The sequence below is a fragment of the Pseudomonas arcuscaelestis genome (assembly GCF_016881005.1).
Lineage (GTDB): Bacteria > Pseudomonadota > Gammaproteobacteria > Pseudomonadales > Pseudomonadaceae > Aquipseudomonas > Aquipseudomonas arcuscaelestis.
The window spans coordinates 151,628-170,222 of sequence record NZ_JACOPV010000007.1 but is presented as its reverse complement, the minus strand read 5'-3'; the positions used below and the strand labels follow the sequence as shown (position 1 = coordinate 170,222).

The following is an 18,595-nucleotide window of genomic DNA, read 5'->3' as shown; positions in this document are numbered from 1 at the left end:
AAAAAAGGCCCGTATCCTTGGATACGGGCCTTTGCGGTTTAACAGCGTCAGCTTATGCGGCTTTGGCTTCCTGCTGGCTCAGCGAGCGGTTCAGCGCGCTGAACAATGCCTTGAAGCTGGCGGTGGTGATGTTTTCGTCGATACCCACACCGTGTACTGGGCGACCCCCGGCGACACGCAGCTCGATGTAGGCTGCGGCCTTGGCATTGGTGCCGGCGCCGATGGCGTGCTCGTTGTAGTCCATGATTTCTACGGCTACCGGCAGACCGGCGACCAGGGCTTCGAGAGCACCATTGCCTTTGCCGCGCCAGTGCAGGGTGGTCTCGCCTTCACCGGACACTTCCACCTCGACATTGCTGTTACCGTTCTCTTCCTGCAGGCGGTGGCTGACCAGCGCGTACGGCGAGTTGGCTTGTAAGTATTCGCGGTGCAACAAGCTATAGATCTGTTGGGCAGTCATTTCCAGGCCCAAGCGGTCGGTTTCACCCTGGACTACCTGGCTGAATTCGATCTGCATGCGGCGAGGCAAGCTGATGCCGTATTCCTGTTCGAGCAGGTACGTGATGCCGCCTTTGCCCGACTGGCTGTTGACGCGGATGACCGCTTCGTAGCTACGGCCGATGTCCGCTGGGTCGATCGGCAAGTAAGGTACTTCCCACTTGGCATCGTCTTTCTGCTGCGAGAAGCCTTTGCGGATGGCGTCTTGGTGCGAGCCGGAGAAAGCGGTGTGAACCAGGTCGCCAACGTACGGGTGGCGTGGGTGAACCGGGAGTTGGTTGCACTCTTCGACCACTTTGCGTACGCCGTCGATGTCGGAGAAATCCAGCTCGGGATCGACACCTTGGGTGTAGAGGTTCAAGCCCAGGGTTACCAGGTCGACGTTGCCGGTGCGCTCGCCGTTGCCGAACAGGCAGCCTTCGACACGGTCGGCGCCAGCCATCAGGCCAAGCTCGGTGGCTGCGACGCCAGTACCACGGTCGTTGTGGGTGTGCAGACTGATAAGCACGCTGTCACGGCGGCTGACGTTACGGCCGAACCATTCGATCTGGTCGGCGTAGATGTTCGGCGTCGAGACCTCGACGGTCGCTGGCAAGTTGAGGATGACCTTGTGCTCTGGTGTCGGGTTCCACACCTCGATCACCGCGTCACAGACTTCCTTGGCAAACTCCAGTTCGGTAGCGCTGAAGGTCTCTGGGGAATATTGGAAGGTCCACTGGGTTTCCGGCTGCTGGGCAGCATATTTGACGAACAGCTTGGCCGCGTTCACCGCAATGTCTTTCACGCCTTGCTTGTCCTGGTTGAAGACGATACGGCGGAACGATGGGCTGGTAGCGTTGTACAGGTGAACGATGGCTTTTTTCGCGCCGCGCAGGGATTCGAATGTCCGAGCGATAAGGTCTTCACGGGCCTGGGTCAGCACCTGGATGGTGGTGTCGTCGGGGATGTGGCCATCTTCGATCAGGGTGCGGACGAAGTCGAAGTCGGTTTGCGATGCCGATGGGAACGACGCTTCGATTTCTTTCACGCCAACGCTGACCAGGGTTTTCCAGAAACGCAGCTTCTTCGCCGCATCCATCGGCTCGATCAGCGACTGGTTACCATCACGCAGGTCAGAGCTGCACCAGATGGGCGCCTGGGTGATGGTCTTCGACGGCCAGGTACGGTCAGGCAAGTTGACGGTAGGGAAGGCACTGTATTTTTTCGAAGGGTCTTTGAGCATGGTCATGAAAGCAATCCTTGAGTGTGCGGCCTGGAAAGGTGGCCTGCCGAACGAAAACGAGATGAAAAGGCGAGGCAACGCGTTTCAGCTTGGTAGTCGTGCACTGACCAGGCAGAGGCTGCGATGTTGACGAAGCAGGATGAGGGTCTGAAAGTTCTTCATGGCTTCAACCCTAACCAGTGGGATTGAGGATGGCAAGCCTTCAGGAAAAATTGAGAGAAATGCTTAAAAAGCGGACCGTATCGAGATTTTATGGCTGCTTATGAATAAAAAGACCACGTCTATTGCGCGGTCTTTTTAATTGGCGCAAGCCACTGTCAGGGCTGGAACGCACCAATGAAGATGGCTGGATCTACCCGTGCATCATTGAGGCTGACGTTCCAGTGCATGTGCGGGCCAGTGGCGCGCCCGGTCGAGCCAACCTTGCCGACTACGGCGCCGCGACTGAGCATCTGGCCGGGTTTTACATCGATCTTGGACATGTGGCAGAACATGCTGATAAAGCCCTGTCCGTGGTCGACGAAAACCGTGTTGCCATTGAAGAAGTAATTGCCGATCAGGATCACCTTGCCGTTGGCCGGGGTTTTGATTGGGGTGCCGGCAGGTACGGCGAAGTCGAGGCCGGCATGGGGGTTGCGCTCTTCACCATTGAAGAATCGACGCACGCCGAACTTGCTCGATAACGGACCAATGACGGGTTTGTCGAGAATCAGGTTGCTCGGCAGGTTGGGGCTGAAGCTGCGATAGGCCTTGAGCTGTTCGGCAAGCTCGGCATCGATGCGCTTGAGGTCGGCGGGGTCTGGATTGACCTGGCGTTTGTTCTTCAAGGTGATGCGTTGCTCGGGGTATTTTTTGCTACCCACGGTAAAACTCAGTGTTCGTGAGCCTTGGCTGAGCTGCGCCGGTCCAGGTTTTTGGGTCAGTGGCAAGCCGACGATGGCCAGCCAGTTGTTCTGCTCCTTGACCACCAGTACGGGTTTGCCGTCAAAGCGAGCGCTTGGCGCCTGGGCGGCTGGGCCAAGGTTGATGACGGCAACGCCTCCGGGTACGGGTTTGTTCAATTGACGGGTGATGTAGCTGGCATGGGCACTGCTGGCGAACATCAGGCACAGCATTAACAGCGGCGTAATCAGACGGGGCATGGCTCAATCCAGTAGAGATAGCGTGACCGGGGTCAGGTGATTGTCTTCAACCCGCACTTGCAGTTCACCTTCACCCAGGCGGGCAGTCAGGCGCTGGCCGTTGTGGGTCTGCGCGGCACTGCGGATGGCTTGGCCGCGCTCATCGAGAAGAATGCTATAGCCGCGACCCAGAGTCGCCAGGGGGCTGACAACCTGCAGGGTTTGCACGTGGGCTTGTAGGCGTTGGCGCCGGTCCTTGAGGGTGTCGCGCATGGCGCGTGGCAAGCGTTCGGCGAGGCTGTCCAAGCGCTGTTTGAGCAACGCCAGAGTGCGCCCGGGATGCTGCGCCGTCAGGCGCGTGTCGAGACGGGCCAGGCGTTCGCGGCGCTGGTTGAGGCGTTGCTCGAATGCCCGGCGCAGACGCATGTCCAGGTCATCCAGGCGCTGGGCTTGTTGGCGCAGGCGTTCGCCTGGGTGGCGCAGGCGACGTGTCAAGCTGTCCAGGCGCAAGCGGTCGTGCGTCAGTCGACTTTGAATGCGCAGCAGCAGACGCCGCTTGAGGCTGTCGATGCGTCGCTGCAAGTCACTGCTGTCGGGCGCCAGCAGTTCGGCGGCGGCCGAAGGTGTTGGGGCACGAACATCGGCGACAAAGTCACTGATCGAAACATCGGTCTCATGACCGACGGCGCTGACGATGGGCGTCACACAGGCGGCGATGGCTCGGGCTACCGCTTCTTCGTTGAAGCACCAGAGATCCTCCAGCGAACCACCACCACGGGCCAGGATCAGCGCATCGAAGCCGCGGCCGTCAGCCAGCTGCAAGGCGCGAACGATCTGATTGATGGCCTCGCGTCCTTGCACGGCAGTGGGGATCAAGGTGAGTTCGACCTGTGGGGCACGTCGGCGGAACACACTGATAATGTCGCGGATAACGGCGCCGGTCGGCGAACTGATAATACCGATACGCTGCGGATGAGCGGGCAGGGCGACCTTGTTCTCGGCGCTGAACAGGCCTTCAGCGCCAAGCTTCTCCTTGAGCGCTTCGAATGCCAGGCGTAGCGCGCCGTCGCCTGCCGGCTCGACGGTGTCGAGAATCAGCTGATAGTCGCCGCGACCCTCGAACAGCGAAACCTTGCCGCGTACCTTGACCGCCAAACCGTCGCGCAGGGCCTGGCGAACCCGCACGGCGTTCTGCCGGAACAATGCGCAACGCACCTGGGCGCCGCTATCCTTGAGGGTGAAGTAGATGTGACCAGACGCCGGGCGGGCGAGGTTGGATATCTCGCCTTCCACCCAGACATTGCGGAACACGTCTTCGAGCAGCACTCGGGCGCGGCCGTTAAGTTGACTGACGGTGAGGACTTCGCGGTCCAGGCCGAGTCTTTCGAAAGGGTCTTTGATCATGGGGCAGCATCATAAAGGAATGTGGCGCTGCGATGGTAAACTGGCGGCTTTCAAGCATGTTTGGCTGCCGTCATGATTACCCAGAGCATTATTGTCCCGAAGATCTCCAGCGTTCCTGTGCATGAGCCGCGTGCGCGGGCGATTCTGCGCTGGCTGGTGCGTGAAAAGATCATTGAGGAACAATTGAGCACGTGCGGAGGTACTGGCAACCGCATGGCGTATGCCGTTGGCGAGGGGGCGCGCAAAGTGGTGGAGCGTCCTGAACTATTGCCCTACGACAAGGCGGTCAACGGCCTGGAAGTGATTACCAAGCGTTGCATCTATACCCCGCTTGACGATTTCCTCGAGGAAGCTGGCTGCCCGCAATGCCGTCGTGAGGTTGGCGTGGCCCTGTTCGAAAGCCTGGAGGAGTGGATGCCTGGACAGACCGACAACTTCATTTGCCCGTTGTGCGCGCATGAAGACGACATCAATGGCTTCCTGTTCCTGCAACCTTGCGCATTTTCCAACCTGGGATTCATCTTCAACAACTGGAGCGCGGCGGGGTTCAAACAGGCCTTTCTCGATGACTTTGCCGACTGGCTGGATCAGCCTGTGGCCTTGGTGCAGGTCAGGCGCGCAGGTAACTGACCGAAGGCCCATCTTTGCATTGAGCGAAGGGCTCTGGATGAGTATAATGGCGCGCTTCCATTTTTCCCGCCCGGGAGCCCCCGCGATGCTGCGTATCAGCCAAGAAGCCCTGACCTTCGACGACATTCTCCTAGTGCCTGGTTATTCAGAGGTACTACCCAATGAAGTCAGTCTCAAGACCCGTTTGACCCGTGGCATCGAGCTGAATATTCCGTTGGTTTCTGCTGCCATGGATACCGTGACCGAAGCCCGCCTGGCCATTGCCATGGCCCAGGAAGGTGGCATCGGCATCATCCACAAGAACATGACCATCGAGCAGCAAGCTGCCGAAGTGCGCAAGGTCAAGAAGTTCGAGGCCGGCGTGGTCAAGGACCCGATCACCATCGAGGCTGACGCCACGGTCCGTGACTTGTTCGAATTGACTCGCCTGAACAACATCTCCGGTGTTCCGGTACTGCATAACGGCGACCTGGTCGGCATCGTCACTTCCCGTGACGTTCGCTTCGAAAGCCGCCTGGATGCCACCGTCCGCGAAGTGATGACGCCTAAAGAAGGGCTGGTCACTGTCAAGGAAGGCGCCGACAAGAACGAAGCACGCGAGCTGCTGCACAAGCACCGCATCGAGCGCGTGCTGATCGTCGACGACAAGTTCGCCCTCAAAGGCATGATGACCGTCAACGATATCGAGAAAGCCAAGGCCTATCCGCTGGCCAGCAAGGACGACCAGGGTCGTCTGCGCGTGGGTGCTGCGGTCGGTACCGGCAAAGACACTGCTGACCGCGTTTCCGCACTGGTCGCCGCGGGTGTCGATGTAGTGGTTGTCGACACCGCCCACGGTCACTCCAAAGGTGTGATCGACCGCGTTCGCTGGGTAAAAGAGAACTTCCCGCAGGTTCAGGTCATTGGTGGCAACATCGCCACTGGTGCTGCAGCCAAGGCCTTGGCCGAAGCTGGCGCTGACGCAGTCAAGGTCGGTATCGGCCCAGGCTCGATCTGCACCACCCGCATCGTCGCAGGTGTCGGCGTTCCGCAAATCAGCGCTATCGCCAATGTTGCTGCCGCGCTGGAAGGCACCGGTATCCCATTGATCGCCGACGGTGGTATCCGTTTTTCCGGTGACCTGTCCAAGGCCATCGTAGCCGGTGCTTCGGCTGTGATGATGGGCTCGATGTTCGCCGGTACCGAAGAAGCGCCGGGCGAGATCGAACTGTTCCAGGGTCGTTCCTATAAGGCCTACCGCGGCATGGGTTCGCTGGGCGCAATGTCCCAGGCTCAAGGTTCCTCCGACCGTTACTTCCAGGACTCCTCGGCAGGTGCCGAGAAACTGGTACCGGAAGGTATCGAAGGTCGCGTGCCGTACAAGGGCACCCTGACCGCGATCATCCACCAGTTGATGGGTGGCCTGCGTTCCTCGATGGGCTACACCGGCAGCGCCAACATCGAAGAAATGCGCACCAAGCCTGAGTTCGTGCGTATCACCGGTGCTGGCATGGCCGAGTCCCATGTGCATGACGTACAAATCACTAAAGAAGCGCCAAACTACCGGGTCGGCTAACGCCTCCTGTCGCCAGTTGAAAGCTTCCTGCTTCAAGCGGTAGTTGCGCAACAGCAGCTACCGCGTTTCCCCGATCAACTTGCAGCTTGCAGCGCGAAGCTTGCAGCTGCATCAGAGATTGAGTCATGGCCCTCGATATTCACGCTCACCGAATCCTGATCCTCGACTTCGGTTCCCAGTACACTCAACTGATTGCTCGCCGCGTGCGTGAAATCGGCGTGTATTGCGAACTGCACCCGTTCGACATGGATGACGAAGCGATTCGCGAATTCGCTCCTCGCGGCATCATCCTTGCCGGCGGCCCGGAGTCCGTGCATGAAGCCAACAGCCCGCGCGCGCCACAGGCCGTCTGGGACCTGAACGTACCGGTTTTTGGCATTTGCTACGGTATGCAGACCATGGCCGAGCAACTGGGCGGCAAGGTTGAAGGTTCCGAGCTGCGCGAGTTTGGCTACGCCCGTGTCGATGTAGTCGGCAAGAGCCGCCTGCTTGATGGCATTGAAGATCACGTCGATGCCGATGGTGTACTGGGCCTGGACGTCTGGATGAGTCACGGTGACAAGGTCACCCGCATTCCAGAAGAGTTCCACATCCTGGCCAGCACCCCGAGCTGCCCGATCGCCGGCATGGCCGACGACACTCGCGGCTATTATGGCGTGCAGTTCCACCCGGAGGTGACCCACACCAAGCAGGGCGGTCGCATCCTCTCGCGCTTCATCCTCGATGTCTGCGGCTGCGAAGCCCTGTGGACTCCCTCGAAGATCGCTGAAGACGCCATTGCCCAAGTGCGTGCCCAGGTGGGTAGCGACAACGTCCTGCTCGGCCTGTCCGGCGGCGTTGACTCTTCGGTAGTTGCCGCGCTGTTGCACAAAGCCATTGGCGACCAGCTGACCTGCGTCTTCGTCGACAACGGCCTGCTGCGTCTGCACGAAGGTGAGCAGGTCATGGCCATGTTCGCCGAGAACATGGGCGTCAAGGTTATCCGCGCCAACGCTGAAGATCAGTTCCTGAACAACCTCGCGGGCGAGGCGGACCCTGAGAAGAAGCGCAAAATCATTGGTCGCACCTTCATCGACGTGTTCGATGCCGAGTCGAACAAGCTGCACAACATCAAGTACCTGGCTCAGGGCACCATCTACCCTGACGTGATCGAGTCGGCTGGCGCCAAAAGCGGCAAGGCTCATGTGATCAAGTCGCACCACAACGTGGGTGGCCTGCCGGAGGAAATGAACCTCAAGCTGGTCGAGCCGCTGCGCGAACTGTTCAAGGACGAAGTCCGTCGTCTTGGCCTGGAACTGGGCCTGCCGTACGACATGGTCTACCGTCACCCGTTCCCAGGCCCGGGCCTGGGCGTGCGTATCCTTGGTGAAGTGAAGAAGGAATACGCCGACCTGCTGCGTCGTGCCGACCACATCTTCATCGAAGAACTGCGCAAGGCCGACTGGTACCACAAGGTCAGCCAGGCTTTCGTGGTGTTCCAGCCGGTGAAATCGGTTGGCGTGGTTGGTGACGGCCGCCGTTACGCCTGGGTCGTGGCCCTGCGTGCGGTAGAAACCATCGACTTCATGACTGCACGTTGGGCGCACTTGCCTTACGAGTTGCTGGAAACCGTCAGTGGCCGCATCATCAACGAAATCGAAGGCATCTCCCGCGTCACCTACGACGTGTCGAGCAAGCCGCCTGCCACTATCGAGTGGGAGTAAGTTGAACAACAAGGGCGCCTCACGGCGCCCTTGTTGTATCTGGTGCAGTTGCTTTTAGCTTGCGCTTACATCCAGGGGCGCGAGATCGGTACTTTCAACAGCAGGTCGTTTCTGACGAACAAATCATCACCTTGTATCTCGTCCCATATCCCAGTGTCGGCACCAATGCTTCCCGACTGACCAATTTCAATGTCTTCGATGCGCAGGCCAATGGCGCCTTGCAGTTCACTTAGCCCAGGAACGCCCTCAAAGTTATTGGTGTGCGAGTTGCCTACCAATGCCACCCATCGCCCCGCGCCTCGACGAGCCTGATCGGCCTCAATGATCCTGTGGGCATAGAAATTCATCATTTCCTGGCGAATCGTGAGCGAAGGTTGCACATACCAGGCCTGGCGATAAGAGGCCATGCAGTCGATGCCTTGTATCCGTATGTTTTGCCGAAATGCCTCGTACATCACTTTTTTGAGCGTGTGAGGTGTCTGCATGCCCAAAGTGGCCATGTAGTCATGATTCTCAACGTAGGCTTTCAACTCTGCAGGCATCGTTCCGGTTCGATTGAACAAGTCCAGGTCGGCCTGCTGAAAGTCGGTCATGAAATGTTCCATGTAAAAGACATCCACCCCGAGCTTCTTCAACTGACGCATGTTGTTCATCAGAAATTGCTTGGCACTTTCCTGGGTGTGGGACTCGCCGATCACAAGTCCTTCACTCTCTTCGTACAGGCTGCGCAGTATTTCTTTGGGGCTGGCGGTGCTGGGGATTTCGGGAATCGATGGGCGCGGCGGTTGTTCGAAGGCTCCATAGAACTGGTGTGCGTCAAGGGCCAGCTGGTCACGTAGCTGCCTGTAAAGTGAGTGCGGCGCGCCGCTGTCTGGGTCGCTCAATGCAAAGTTTTCTCTGCCGTCCGCTGCGGCCCTCAATGCCTCGCGCTCGGCCTGTGGCACTTCATAAGGGCTAGGTTCCAACGCTGGTAGGCCAGGTCGTGGTGCCACTCTGCCCCAGATTTTCAGCAAGAATCGAGGTGCACCTCCTTTGAGTCCCAAACGCGGCTTGATCTGCCAGTTCCCCTGGTCATCCACTGCAATGGGAATATTGCGGGAAAACGAGTAGGGGTTGTCTGGATCAATGATCACCCAAGTCGATAACTCTCCTACGTAGCGCACCTGGTAGGTTTGCTCGCCCACCATGGCGTATTGTTTGCCGTCCTGGACGAAAATCCCTTTGAACTCGCTGTCAGGCGCGGTCCTCAGGATATCGTTGCTTTCAAGTGATTCCAGCAACCGCGCCTGTCCTTCGTACCTGAAGGATTCGGGGACCCAGGTTTGCATTTGCGCAGGTGTGATGGGTTCGAACTCTTCGCTTGCGAGTGGGTTTTCAGGGGCGTTCGCAGCGGCATCGCCCCCTGCAGTTGTTTCCGTCATTTCCCCCGCAGCATCAACGCCTCCAGCGCGCAACAGGGTGGCGTTGAACAAGGTATTGATGCCCGCCAGTATTGCGCCTGTGACACCCGCCTGACGTTCTGCGGTGGTGTGTCCATTGATGGCCTGGTCAACATTCAGTCCGGTTTCCGCCAATCCGGCGCCCACTACGGCGAGCGCCACCGGCCAATCGAAAGCCGCCATGGGCCCGAATACCTTGGAGAAGGCAGCGAGGTAGCCGATCCAGAGTTGTTTGCGCAAATCGGCATTTGAACGCAGGGCAAAATGCGCATCGTCGAGCATGCGTTGACGTGCCGCGTCACGTAGATGGCTGAATGCGTCCGAGTGCAGTGGGGTGTCCAACATGTTCAAACCGTCGAGGCGGGGGCTGTCCCATTGCGTTTTCATGACATCTAGCAGGTGATCGAGCCCTACACCCTGATCATTCGGGTCCTGACTGCTGAGGGCAAAATGGCTCAGCAAGCGTGCGCGCTTTTCTGCCGTGCGGGTTTGCGTCAGCACCCAGGTACGAAGCTCCAGGTTATTGGCAAACAGCTGCAGTGGATCAAGATCGCCGGGCAGATAGAGCAACTCACAGCCATCATCCATTACGACCCTAAGGATAGAGCTGGCGACATGGCCACCGATGTCGAAGGTGCATAGGCGAAATCCCGGTGCCGGTGTGACGGTATTTTGCAGTTGTTGCAAGGTCGGCGGCCATGTTGTATCTCCGGCCAAGGCAATGGCGACCTTGTGCAGGCAGGTGGCTAGCTTGTTGTCGCCCGGCTGGGCGCAGGCTTCCAGTACTTTGCTGAGGAAAGTGGACTTGGCTAATGTGCGATAGGCGTCTGAATAGTTCGCCCAGAAGCTTTCAAGGCGCTGGCTATAGCCGGTGCTTAAATTGATGCTCCAGAAGTATTCGAGCACTTCCTTGGGCGCCAAGCGGATTTCGTTACCTTCGTCGTAGGCATCCTTGCCTGGCCCATCCGAATAGAAGCCGGTGTAGTTACCGAGTTCGTCGGTGCTGTCCTGATCGGCAACATTGAAGCGATGTACTACCAATTGCGCCAGGGTCAGTGATTGATAGGGAGGGCTGTGATGTTGCCAGCCGCTAAAGGTGCGGGGGCTGCTCGAGCCGGAGTGGAAACGGTGGAAATAAACATGGTCGGGGTCGTGGTCTGCAAGGTTATGCCGGTCGAGCAGGGCGATGGCAGCATCGCGGGCCATCTGGCGAAGGTCCGGGCAATGGCTGCTTACCTGGGTAGCCATAAGCCTCAGGTCTTCAAGATCCTTGTTCTGCTGTGCGGTTTTTAACATGAGCATTCTCGTGAGAGAGGGGGGCGCTCAGCGTGAAACAGGCAATGGTGGCAAAGGTGGTAATTAGTGCTGGGCGGTGCGCGGAGTGGGTGCGACATCGTGCACCGGTGATTGAACAAGACTTAACTTAATATTTCGCAATTGCAGGTGTATCGTATTCGCCCTTCATCGTTGGCACCTGGCAAGGTGCCGACATGTTGTTCCTGGCATTACGAGGTACCTGCGGCATGTCCTTTACCCGGCGACAAATACTCGGTGGCCTGACTGGCCTGGTGGCAATCGGTTTGGGCGCCGGCGGCGCATCCCGCTACTGGCTGGGGCGCACTGACCCTGATGCCGGCCACGACTATGAGTTGATTGCTGCCCCGCTGGATGTAGAGCTGGTCTCGGGGTACAAGACCGAGGCTTGGGCGTTCGGTCCGTCGGCACCTGGAACCGAGTTGCGAGTGCGTCAGGGTGAATGGCTGCGCGTACGCTTCATTAACCATCTGCCGGTAGCCACTACCATTCATTGGCACGGCATCCGCCTGCCGCTGGAAATGGACGGTGTGCCTTACGTTTCGCAGTTGCCGGTATTGCCGGGCGAATACTTCGATTACAAGTTCCGCGTGCCGGATGCCGGCAGTTACTGGTATCACCCGCATGTGAACAGTTCCGAAGAGCTCGGCAAGGGTTTGGTAGGCCCTCTGATTGTCGAGGAGCGCGAGCCTACCGGTTTCAAGCATGAGCGCACCTTGAGCCTGAAAAACTGGCATGTGGACGAGCAGGGTGCGTACCTGCCGTTCAGCATTGCTCGTGAAGCCGCCCGCGGTGGCACTGCCGGCCGTCTGATTACCATCAATGGCCAGGCCAATGCGGTCGTTGATATGCCCGAAGGGCAAATTGTCCGGGTGCGCCTGCTCAATCTGGACAACACGCTGACCTACCGCATCAACCTGAAAGGAAATTTCGAGGCGCGTATTTACGCGCTCGACGGTAATCCGATCACGCCAAGGCCGCTGGGCAAGGACTACTGGCTTGGGCCTGGCATGCGTATTTGCCTGGCAATCAAGATGCCATCTGCGGGTGAGGAATTGTCCCTGCGCGATGGTTCCGTACGCCTGGGAACCCTGCGCTCGGTCGCCAGCAATGAAGTACCAGGCGAATGGCCCCAGGCGTTGCCGGCCAATCCGATCGCCGAACCAGACCTGGCCAATGCCGAGAAGCTCAATTTCAATTTTGAATGGGTGGGGGCGGTGTCGGTGAACACCGAGAATGGCAAGCCGCCAAGCCTTTGGCAGATCAACGGCCAGGCTTGGGATATCACCGACAAGACCTGTGCGGATCGACCGATCGCGACGCTGACCAAGGGGAAGAGCTATATATTCGAACTCAAGAACATGACCCAGTACCAGCACCCCATTCATTTGCATGGCATGAGTTTCAAGGTTCTCAGCTCGAACCGGCACAAGTTTGCGCAGCAGTACTTCACTGATACGTACCTGTTAGGCAAGAACGAGAGTGCGCAGGTGGCCTTGGTTGCTGATAACCCGGGAACCTGGATGTTCCATTGTCATGTGATCGACCATATGGAAACCGGCCTGATGGCCGCTATCGAGGTCGTCTGATGCGTCAGCCGCAAATTATCGATCGTAGCTGCGACCAGGCGTTCATGCGTCAGGCCCTGGAACTGGCCGCACAGGGCGCAGCGTTGGGTGAAGTGCCTGTGGGAGCCGTGTTGGTGCAACATGGTCAAGTCATTGGTCGTGGCTTCAATTGCCCGATCAGCGGCAGTGACCCCAGTGCGCACGCTGAAATGGTCGCCATTCGTGCCGCCGCCCAGGCGGCGAGTAACTATCGTCTGCCTGGCAGCACCCTGTACGTAACGCTGGAGCCCTGCAGCATGTGTGCAGGGCTCATCGTTCACTCGCGCATTGCTCGGGTGGTGTATGGGGCGCTGGAGCCCAAGGCGGGCATCGTACAGAGCCAGGGGCAGTTCTTTACCCAGGGTTTCCTCAATCATCGGGTGATGTTCGAGGGTGGGGTACTGGCAGAGGAGTGCGGCACGATCCTCTCCGAATTCTTCAAGGCGCGCCGAGCCAGAGCTTGAATCATGCCACTGTGTCAGGCGCGGGAAGCCTCAGAGGGGAGGTGTCTGCTCGGCCGGCTTGGTCTTGTCGACACCTGGAACATGAAGGTTGCCATCGGCGACCTGACTGCCTTCGAGTTGTGGCTGGGTCACCCAGGTGAGAATGTCGTAATAGCGGCGGATGTTGGCCACGAAGTGCACGGGCTCGCCGCCTCGGGCATAGCCGTAGCGGGTTTTGCTGTACCACTGTTTCTGCGATAGGCGCGGGAGCATTTTTTTCACATCCAGCCATTTGTTCGGGTTCAAACCCTCGCGTTTGGCCAGTTTGCGCGCATCCTCCAGGTGGCCACCGCCGACGTTGTAAGCCGCCAGGGCGAACCAGGTCCGGTCCGGCTCCTTGATCGAGTCGTCCAATGATTTCTTGACGTACATGAAGTACTTGGCCCCGCCGCGAATGCTTTGCACCGGGTCCAGGCGGTTGGACACGCCCATGGCCTGGGCTGTGCGCTGGGTTAGCATCATCAGGCCGCGTACACCGGTTTTTGAGGTGACTTCAGCCTGCCACATTGATTCCTGGTAACCGATTGCGGCCAGCAGGCGCCAGTCGACCTGTTCTTTTTTTGCGGACGCCTTGAAGTGCTTTTCATAGCGTGGCAAACGCTGCTGCAAGTGTTGGGCGAAAGTGTAGGCGCCCACATACCCAAGTACATCTACATGGCCGTAATAGCGATCTTTCAGACGCTGTAAGGTGCCATTTTTCTGAACTTTGTCGAGAAATTCGTTGATTTCGTTGAGCAGGCTGTTGTCTTCGCCGGCAGCTACCGCCCAACGTTGATCGCGGGAGTCACCAAGATCGAAGGCGACGCGCACTTTGGGGAAGTAGACCTGGTTCATCGCCAGTTCGTTGGAGTCGACCAGGGTCAGGTCGATTTGCCCTTCATCGACCATACGCAGCAGGTCGACCACTTCTACTGCATCGGATTCTTCGTATTCGAGCGCGGGATACTGCTTTTTGAGTTCGGCCAACTGCTCGGCATGGGTGCTGCCCTTGAGCACCATGATCTTCTTGCCGACCAGGTCCTTGGCATCGGTTGGCCGCGAACGACCGTTGCGGTAGATGATCTGTGGGGTCACTTCAAGATAGGGATGGGAAAAACGTACCTGTGCCCTGCGGTGCTCGCTGCTGACCAGGCCTGCAGCTGCTACCACCGGTCCGGAAGGCTTGCCGAGCTGGTCATACAATTCGTCGAGGTTGTCGGCTGTTTCGATTTTAAGCTCGACCCCGAGGTCCTCTGCAAAGCGCTTGACCAGTTCGTACTCGAAACCGGTTTCGCCGTTGCGGTCCTCGAAGTAGGTAGCAGGGCTGTTGCGAGTAATCACGCGCAGTACACCGTCCTCCTTGACGCGCTCCAGGGTGCTGGGTTTTTCAACACAGGCACCGAGCATCAGGAAGAGTCCGGTTGCGATGAGCCATTTGGCGCAGCGCTGGCGCAAAGCAGTTTGGGCGAACATAGGTTGCAGTATACGCAAAGGACTGGTCCCGCCATATCTCGACAACTGTTTGCTTGTCTGCTAGCACGCTTTGCGCTATGTACGCGGTGGGGCTCTGGAAAGGCCGGTTTTTTGACCCCCGAGTCCGCTTTGCTCCACCGACATGCGGCTGCGTCAGAATGCTGTGTTGCGGGTGCCGGAAGCGACGGATTTAGGCTAGAATGCACGGCCTCTAAGCACACCCCCTTCCTGAGGCTGTCCCGACGATGTTGATCCTGCGCGGCGCTCCTGCCCTTTCTGCCTTTCGCCACGGTAAATTACTCGAGCAATTGAGCCAGAAAGTCCCCGCTGTTAGTGGTTTGTACGCTGAATTCGCTCATTTCGCCGAGGTTGACGGCGATCTGACTGCCGACCAACAGCAAGTGCTCGCGCGCTTGCTCAAGTACGGTCCGAGCGTACCGGTACAGGAGCCAAGCGGTCGCCTGTTCCTGGTAATGCCTCGATTCGGCACCATCTCGCCCTGGTCGAGCAAGGCCAGCGACATTGCCCACAACTGCGGCCTGGAAAATGTCCGGCGCCTGGAGCGCGGTATTGCCTTCTACGTCAGCGGCCAGTTGAGCGAAGCCGATGCTGCCAACGTTGCCGACGTCCTGCACGATCGCATGACCCAAATGGTCCTGAGCAAGCTCGAAGAGGCCGCGGGTCTGTTCAGTCACGCCGAGCCCAAACCGATGACCTCGGTGGATATCCTCGGTGGTGGCCGTGCTGCACTGGTACAGGCGAACACCGACCTGGGCCTGGCACTGGCAGAAGATGAGATCGACTACCTGGTCGAGGCCTTCCAGACGCTTGCGCGCAACCCGAATGACATCGAACTGATGATGTTCGCCCAGGCCAACTCCGAGCACTGCCGTCACAAGATTTTCAACGCCAGTTGGGATATCGACGGCCAGAGCCAGGAAAAAAGCCTGTTCGGCATGATCAAGAACACCTACCAGATGCACAGCGAAGGCGTGTTGTCCGCTTACAAGGACAACGCCTCGGTGATCGTCGGTAACGTCGCCGGCCGTTTCTTCCCGAACCCTGAGACCCGCCAATACGGCGCGGTGCAGGAACCGGTGCACATCCTGATGAAGGTCGAGACCCACAACCACCCGACCGCCATCTCGCCATTCTCCGGTGCCTCCACAGGTTCCGGCGGTGAAATTCGTGATGAAGGTGCCACAGGTCGCGGCGCCAAGCCAAAAGCCGGCCTCACCGGTTTCACCGTTTCCAACCTGCAGATCCCGGGCTTCGAACAGCCATGGGAGAAGGCCTACGGCAAGCCTGAGCGCATCGTTACTGCACTGGACATCATGATTGACGGCCCGCTGGGTGGCGCGGCCTTCAACAACGAGTTCGGTCGTCCGGCCCTTACTGGCTACTTCCGTACTTTCGAGCAGTCGATCAACACACCTCATGGCGAAGAAGTGCGCGGCTACCACAAGCCGATCATGCTCGCCGGTGGTATGGGCAACATCCGCGAAGATCACGTCCAGAAGGCCGAAATCACCGTGGGCGCCAAGCTGATTGTCCTCGGTGGCCCGGCCATGCTGATCGGCCTGGGCGGTGGTGCGGCATCCTCGGTTGCCACTGGCGCCAGTTCTGCGGACCTGGATTTCGCTTCGGTACAGCGTGAAAACCCGGAAATGGAACGCCGCTGCCAGGAGGTCATCGACCGCTGTTGGCAGCTGGGTGAGCAGAACCCGATCGCTTTCATCCACGACGTGGGTGCGGGAGGCATTTCCAACGCCTTCCCTGAGCTGGTCAACGACGGTGGTCGTGGCGGTCGCTTCGAACTGCGTAACGTGCCTAACGACGAGCCAGGCATGGCACCACATGAAATCTGGAGCAACGAATCCCAGGAGCGCTACGTCCTGGCAGTCGATGCTGCCGACTTCGAGCGCTTCCAGGCCATCTGCGAGCGTGAGCGCTGCCCGTTCGCCGTGGTCGGGGAAGCCACTGAAGAACCGCACCTGACCGTGACCGACAGCCACTTTGGCAACAGTCCAGTGGACATGCCGCTCGAAGTGCTGCTGGGCAAGCCGCCGCGCATGCACCGTTCGGTTACCCGTGAAGCTGAGCAGGGCGACGACTTCGATCCGTCGGGCCTTGAGTTGAATGACTCGGTCGAGCGCGTGTTGCGTCACCCGGCCGTAGCCAGCAAGAGCTTCCTGATCACCATTGGCGACCGGACCATTACCGGTCTGGTTGCCCGCGACCAGATGGTTGGTCCTTGGCAGGTTCCGGTGGCCGACGTTGCTGTCACTGCTACCAGCTTCGACGTCTACACCGGTGAAGCGATGGCGATGGGCGAGCGTACGCCGTTGGCACTGCTGGACGCCCCGGCTTCCGGGCGCATGGCTATCGGCGAAACGCTGACCAACATGGCCGCCTCGCGTATTGCCAAGCTTTCTGACATCAAACTGTCGGCCAACTGGATGTCCGCAGCCGGTCACCCAGGCGAAGACGCGCGTCTGTACGACACCGTCAAGGCTGTCGGCATGGAACTGTGCCCGGAACTGGGCCTGACCATTCCGGTCGGCAAGGACTCCATGTCGATGAAAACCAAGTGGAGCGAGGAGGGGACGGAGAAATCCGTCACCTCGCCGCTGTCGCTGATCGTCACCGGTTTTGCCCCGGTAACCGACATTCGCAAGACCCTGACCCCGCAACTGCGTATGGATAAGGGCGAAACCGACCTGATCCTGATCGACCTGGGTCGTGGTCAGAACCGCATGGGCGCCTCGATCCTGGCCCAGACTCACGGCAAGCTGGGTAGCCAGGCACCGGACGTCGATGATGCCGAAGACCTCAAGGCATTCTTTGCAGTGATTCAGGGCCTGAACGCTGATGGCCATCTGTTGGCTTATCACGACCGTTCCGACGGCGGCCTGATGACCACCGTGCTGGAAATGGCCTTCGCCGGTCATTGCGGTCTGGAGTTGGAACTGGACACCCTGACCAGCAAACGCGAAAAGATTGCCGCCATTCTGTTCAACGAAGAACTGGGTGCGGTCATCCAGGTGCACCAGGACGCTACCCCGGATGTACTGGCGCAGTTCAGCGCTGCCGGCCTGGGTGAAGACTGCGTCGCGGTTATCGGTCAGCCGATCAACAACGGTGAAGTGGTGATCAACTTCGCTGGCGAGCAGCTGTTCCAGGGTGACCGTCGTCTGCTGCAGCGCCAGTGGGCCGAGACCAGCTATCAGATCCAGCGCCTGCGCGACAACGCCGACTGTGCCGATCAGGAGTTCGAAGGCCTGCTCGAAGAAGACAACCCGGGCCTGAGCGCCAAGCTCGGCTTCGATGTCAACCACGACATCGCTGCGCCGTACATCAAGAAGGGCATTCGTCCTCAGGTGGCGGTGCTGCGTGAGCAGGGCGTCAATGGCCAGGTCGAGATGGCTGCGGCGTTCGATCGTGCCGGTTTCAACGCAATCGATGTGCACATGAGCGATATCCTCGCCGGCCGCATCGACCTGGACGCGTTCAAAGGTCTGGTTGCCTGTGGCGGCTTCTCCTATGGCGACGTGCTCGGCGCCGGTGAAGGCTGGGCCAAGTCGGCGCTGTTCAACAGCCGTGCCCGTGATGCCTTCCAAGGCTTCTTCGAGCGCACCGATAGCTTCACCCTGGGTGTGTGCAACGGTTGCCAGATGATGTCCAACCTGCATGAACTGATTCCTGGCACCGATCTGTGGCCGCATTTTGTGCGCAACCGCTCCGAGCAGTTCGAAGCCCGCGTGGCCATGGTTCAGGTTCAGGAGTCGAACTCGATTTTCCTGCAAGGCATGGCAGGTTCGCGCATGCCAATCGCCATCGCTCACGGAGAAGGCCATGCCGAATTCGAAAGCGAAGAAGCGCTGCTCGAAGCGGATTTGTCCGGTTGCGTAGCGCTGCGCTTTGTCGACAACCATGGCAAGGTTACTGAAACCTACCCTGCCAACCCGAACGGTTCGCCGCGCGGTATCACTGGCCTCACCAGCCGCGACGGTCGCGTCACTATCATGATGCCGCACCCTGAGCGGGTTTTCCGTGCGGTGCAGAACTCCTGGCGTCCGGATGACTGGAACGAGGACGCCGCTTGGATGCGCATGTTCCGTAACGCGCGGGTGTGGGTGAACTAAGG

Annotated in this window: 11 protein-coding genes; 6 read left to right on the top strand and 5 right to left on the bottom strand. The window is 59.1% G+C overall.

Features of this window, described 5'->3' with window-relative positions:
* Window positions 1-52 precede the first annotated feature (52 nt).
* The 3 genes from leuA to xseA form a co-directional block, all read right to left on the bottom strand.
* Window positions 53-1,726, bottom strand: a complete 1,674-nt coding sequence (gene leuA / locus H8F21_RS12670) for a 2-isopropylmalate synthase (RefSeq protein WP_203476242.1) — start codon at window positions 1,724-1,726, stop codon at window positions 53-55.
* A gap of 311 nt (window positions 1,727-2,037) precedes the next feature.
* Window positions 2,038-2,862 carry a M23 family metallopeptidase gene (locus H8F21_RS12665; protein WP_203584445.1) on the bottom strand — a complete coding sequence of 275 codons (825 nt, stop codon included), beginning with the start codon at window positions 2,860-2,862 and terminating at the stop codon, window positions 2,038-2,040.
* Between the two features lie 3 nt (window positions 2,863-2,865).
* Window positions 2,866-4,245, bottom strand: coding sequence for an exodeoxyribonuclease VII large subunit (gene xseA / locus H8F21_RS12660; protein ID WP_203584444.1), 1,380 nt, complete (start codon window positions 4,243-4,245; stop codon window positions 2,866-2,868).
* Window positions 4,246-4,317: 72 nt separating this feature from the next.
* On the opposite strand from xseA, the gene H8F21_RS12655 reads away from it, so the two are divergent.
* From H8F21_RS12655 to guaA, 3 genes are all read left to right on the top strand, one after another.
* The gene (locus tag H8F21_RS12655) at window positions 4,318-4,875 is read left to right on the top strand and encodes a sugar ABC transporter ATPase (RefSeq protein ID WP_203584443.1); all 558 of its coding nucleotides are present in this window, start codon (window positions 4,318-4,320) and stop codon (window positions 4,873-4,875) included.
* An 85-nt stretch (window positions 4,876-4,960) separates the two neighbouring features.
* On the top strand, window positions 4,961-6,430 hold the full coding sequence (guaB, locus tag H8F21_RS12650) for an IMP dehydrogenase (protein ID WP_136477910.1): 1,470 nt from the start codon (window positions 4,961-4,963) through the stop codon (window positions 6,428-6,430).
* 125 nt (window positions 6,431-6,555) lie between these two features.
* On the top strand, window positions 6,556-8,133 hold the full coding sequence (gene guaA, locus H8F21_RS12645; RefSeq protein ID WP_203476234.1) for a glutamine-hydrolyzing GMP synthase: 1,578 nt from the start codon (window positions 6,556-6,558) through the stop codon (window positions 8,131-8,133).
* A gap of 65 nt (window positions 8,134-8,198) precedes the next feature.
* Here guaA and H8F21_RS12640 read toward each other — a convergent pair whose 3' ends face one another.
* Window positions 8,199-10,868, bottom strand: a complete 2,670-nt coding sequence (locus H8F21_RS12640) for a dermonecrotic toxin domain-containing protein (RefSeq protein ID WP_203584442.1) — start codon at window positions 10,866-10,868, stop codon at window positions 8,199-8,201.
* 227 nt (window positions 10,869-11,095) lie between these two features.
* Here H8F21_RS12640 and H8F21_RS12635 point away from each other — a divergent pair, with 227 nt between their 5' ends.
* Together H8F21_RS12635 and tadA are read left to right on the top strand one after the other, a co-directional pair.
* On the top strand, window positions 11,096-12,475 hold the full coding sequence (locus tag H8F21_RS12635; RefSeq protein WP_203476452.1) for a multicopper oxidase family protein: 1,380 nt from the start codon (window positions 11,096-11,098) through the stop codon (window positions 12,473-12,475).
* Window positions 12,475-12,957, top strand: coding sequence for a tRNA adenosine(34) deaminase TadA (gene tadA / locus H8F21_RS12630; protein WP_203476229.1), 483 nt, complete (start codon window positions 12,475-12,477; stop codon window positions 12,955-12,957). The genes H8F21_RS12635 and tadA overlap by 1 nt, the downstream gene beginning before the upstream one ends.
* A gap of 30 nt (window positions 12,958-12,987) precedes the next feature.
* Here the strand turns inward: tadA and mltF are convergent, their stop codons facing one another.
* Window positions 12,988-14,448: a membrane-bound lytic murein transglycosylase MltF gene (mltF, locus tag H8F21_RS12625; RefSeq protein WP_203542129.1), complete on the bottom strand. Its 1,461-nt coding sequence runs from the start codon at window positions 14,446-14,448 to the stop codon at window positions 12,988-12,990.
* 245 nt (window positions 14,449-14,693) lie between these two features.
* On the opposite strand from mltF, the gene purL reads away from it, so the two are divergent.
* Complete coding sequence (gene purL / locus H8F21_RS12620; RefSeq protein ID WP_203584441.1) at window positions 14,694-18,593, top strand: phosphoribosylformylglycinamidine synthase; 3,900 nt, start codon at window positions 14,694-14,696, stop codon at window positions 18,591-18,593.
* Window positions 18,594-18,595: the final 2 nt, after the last annotated feature.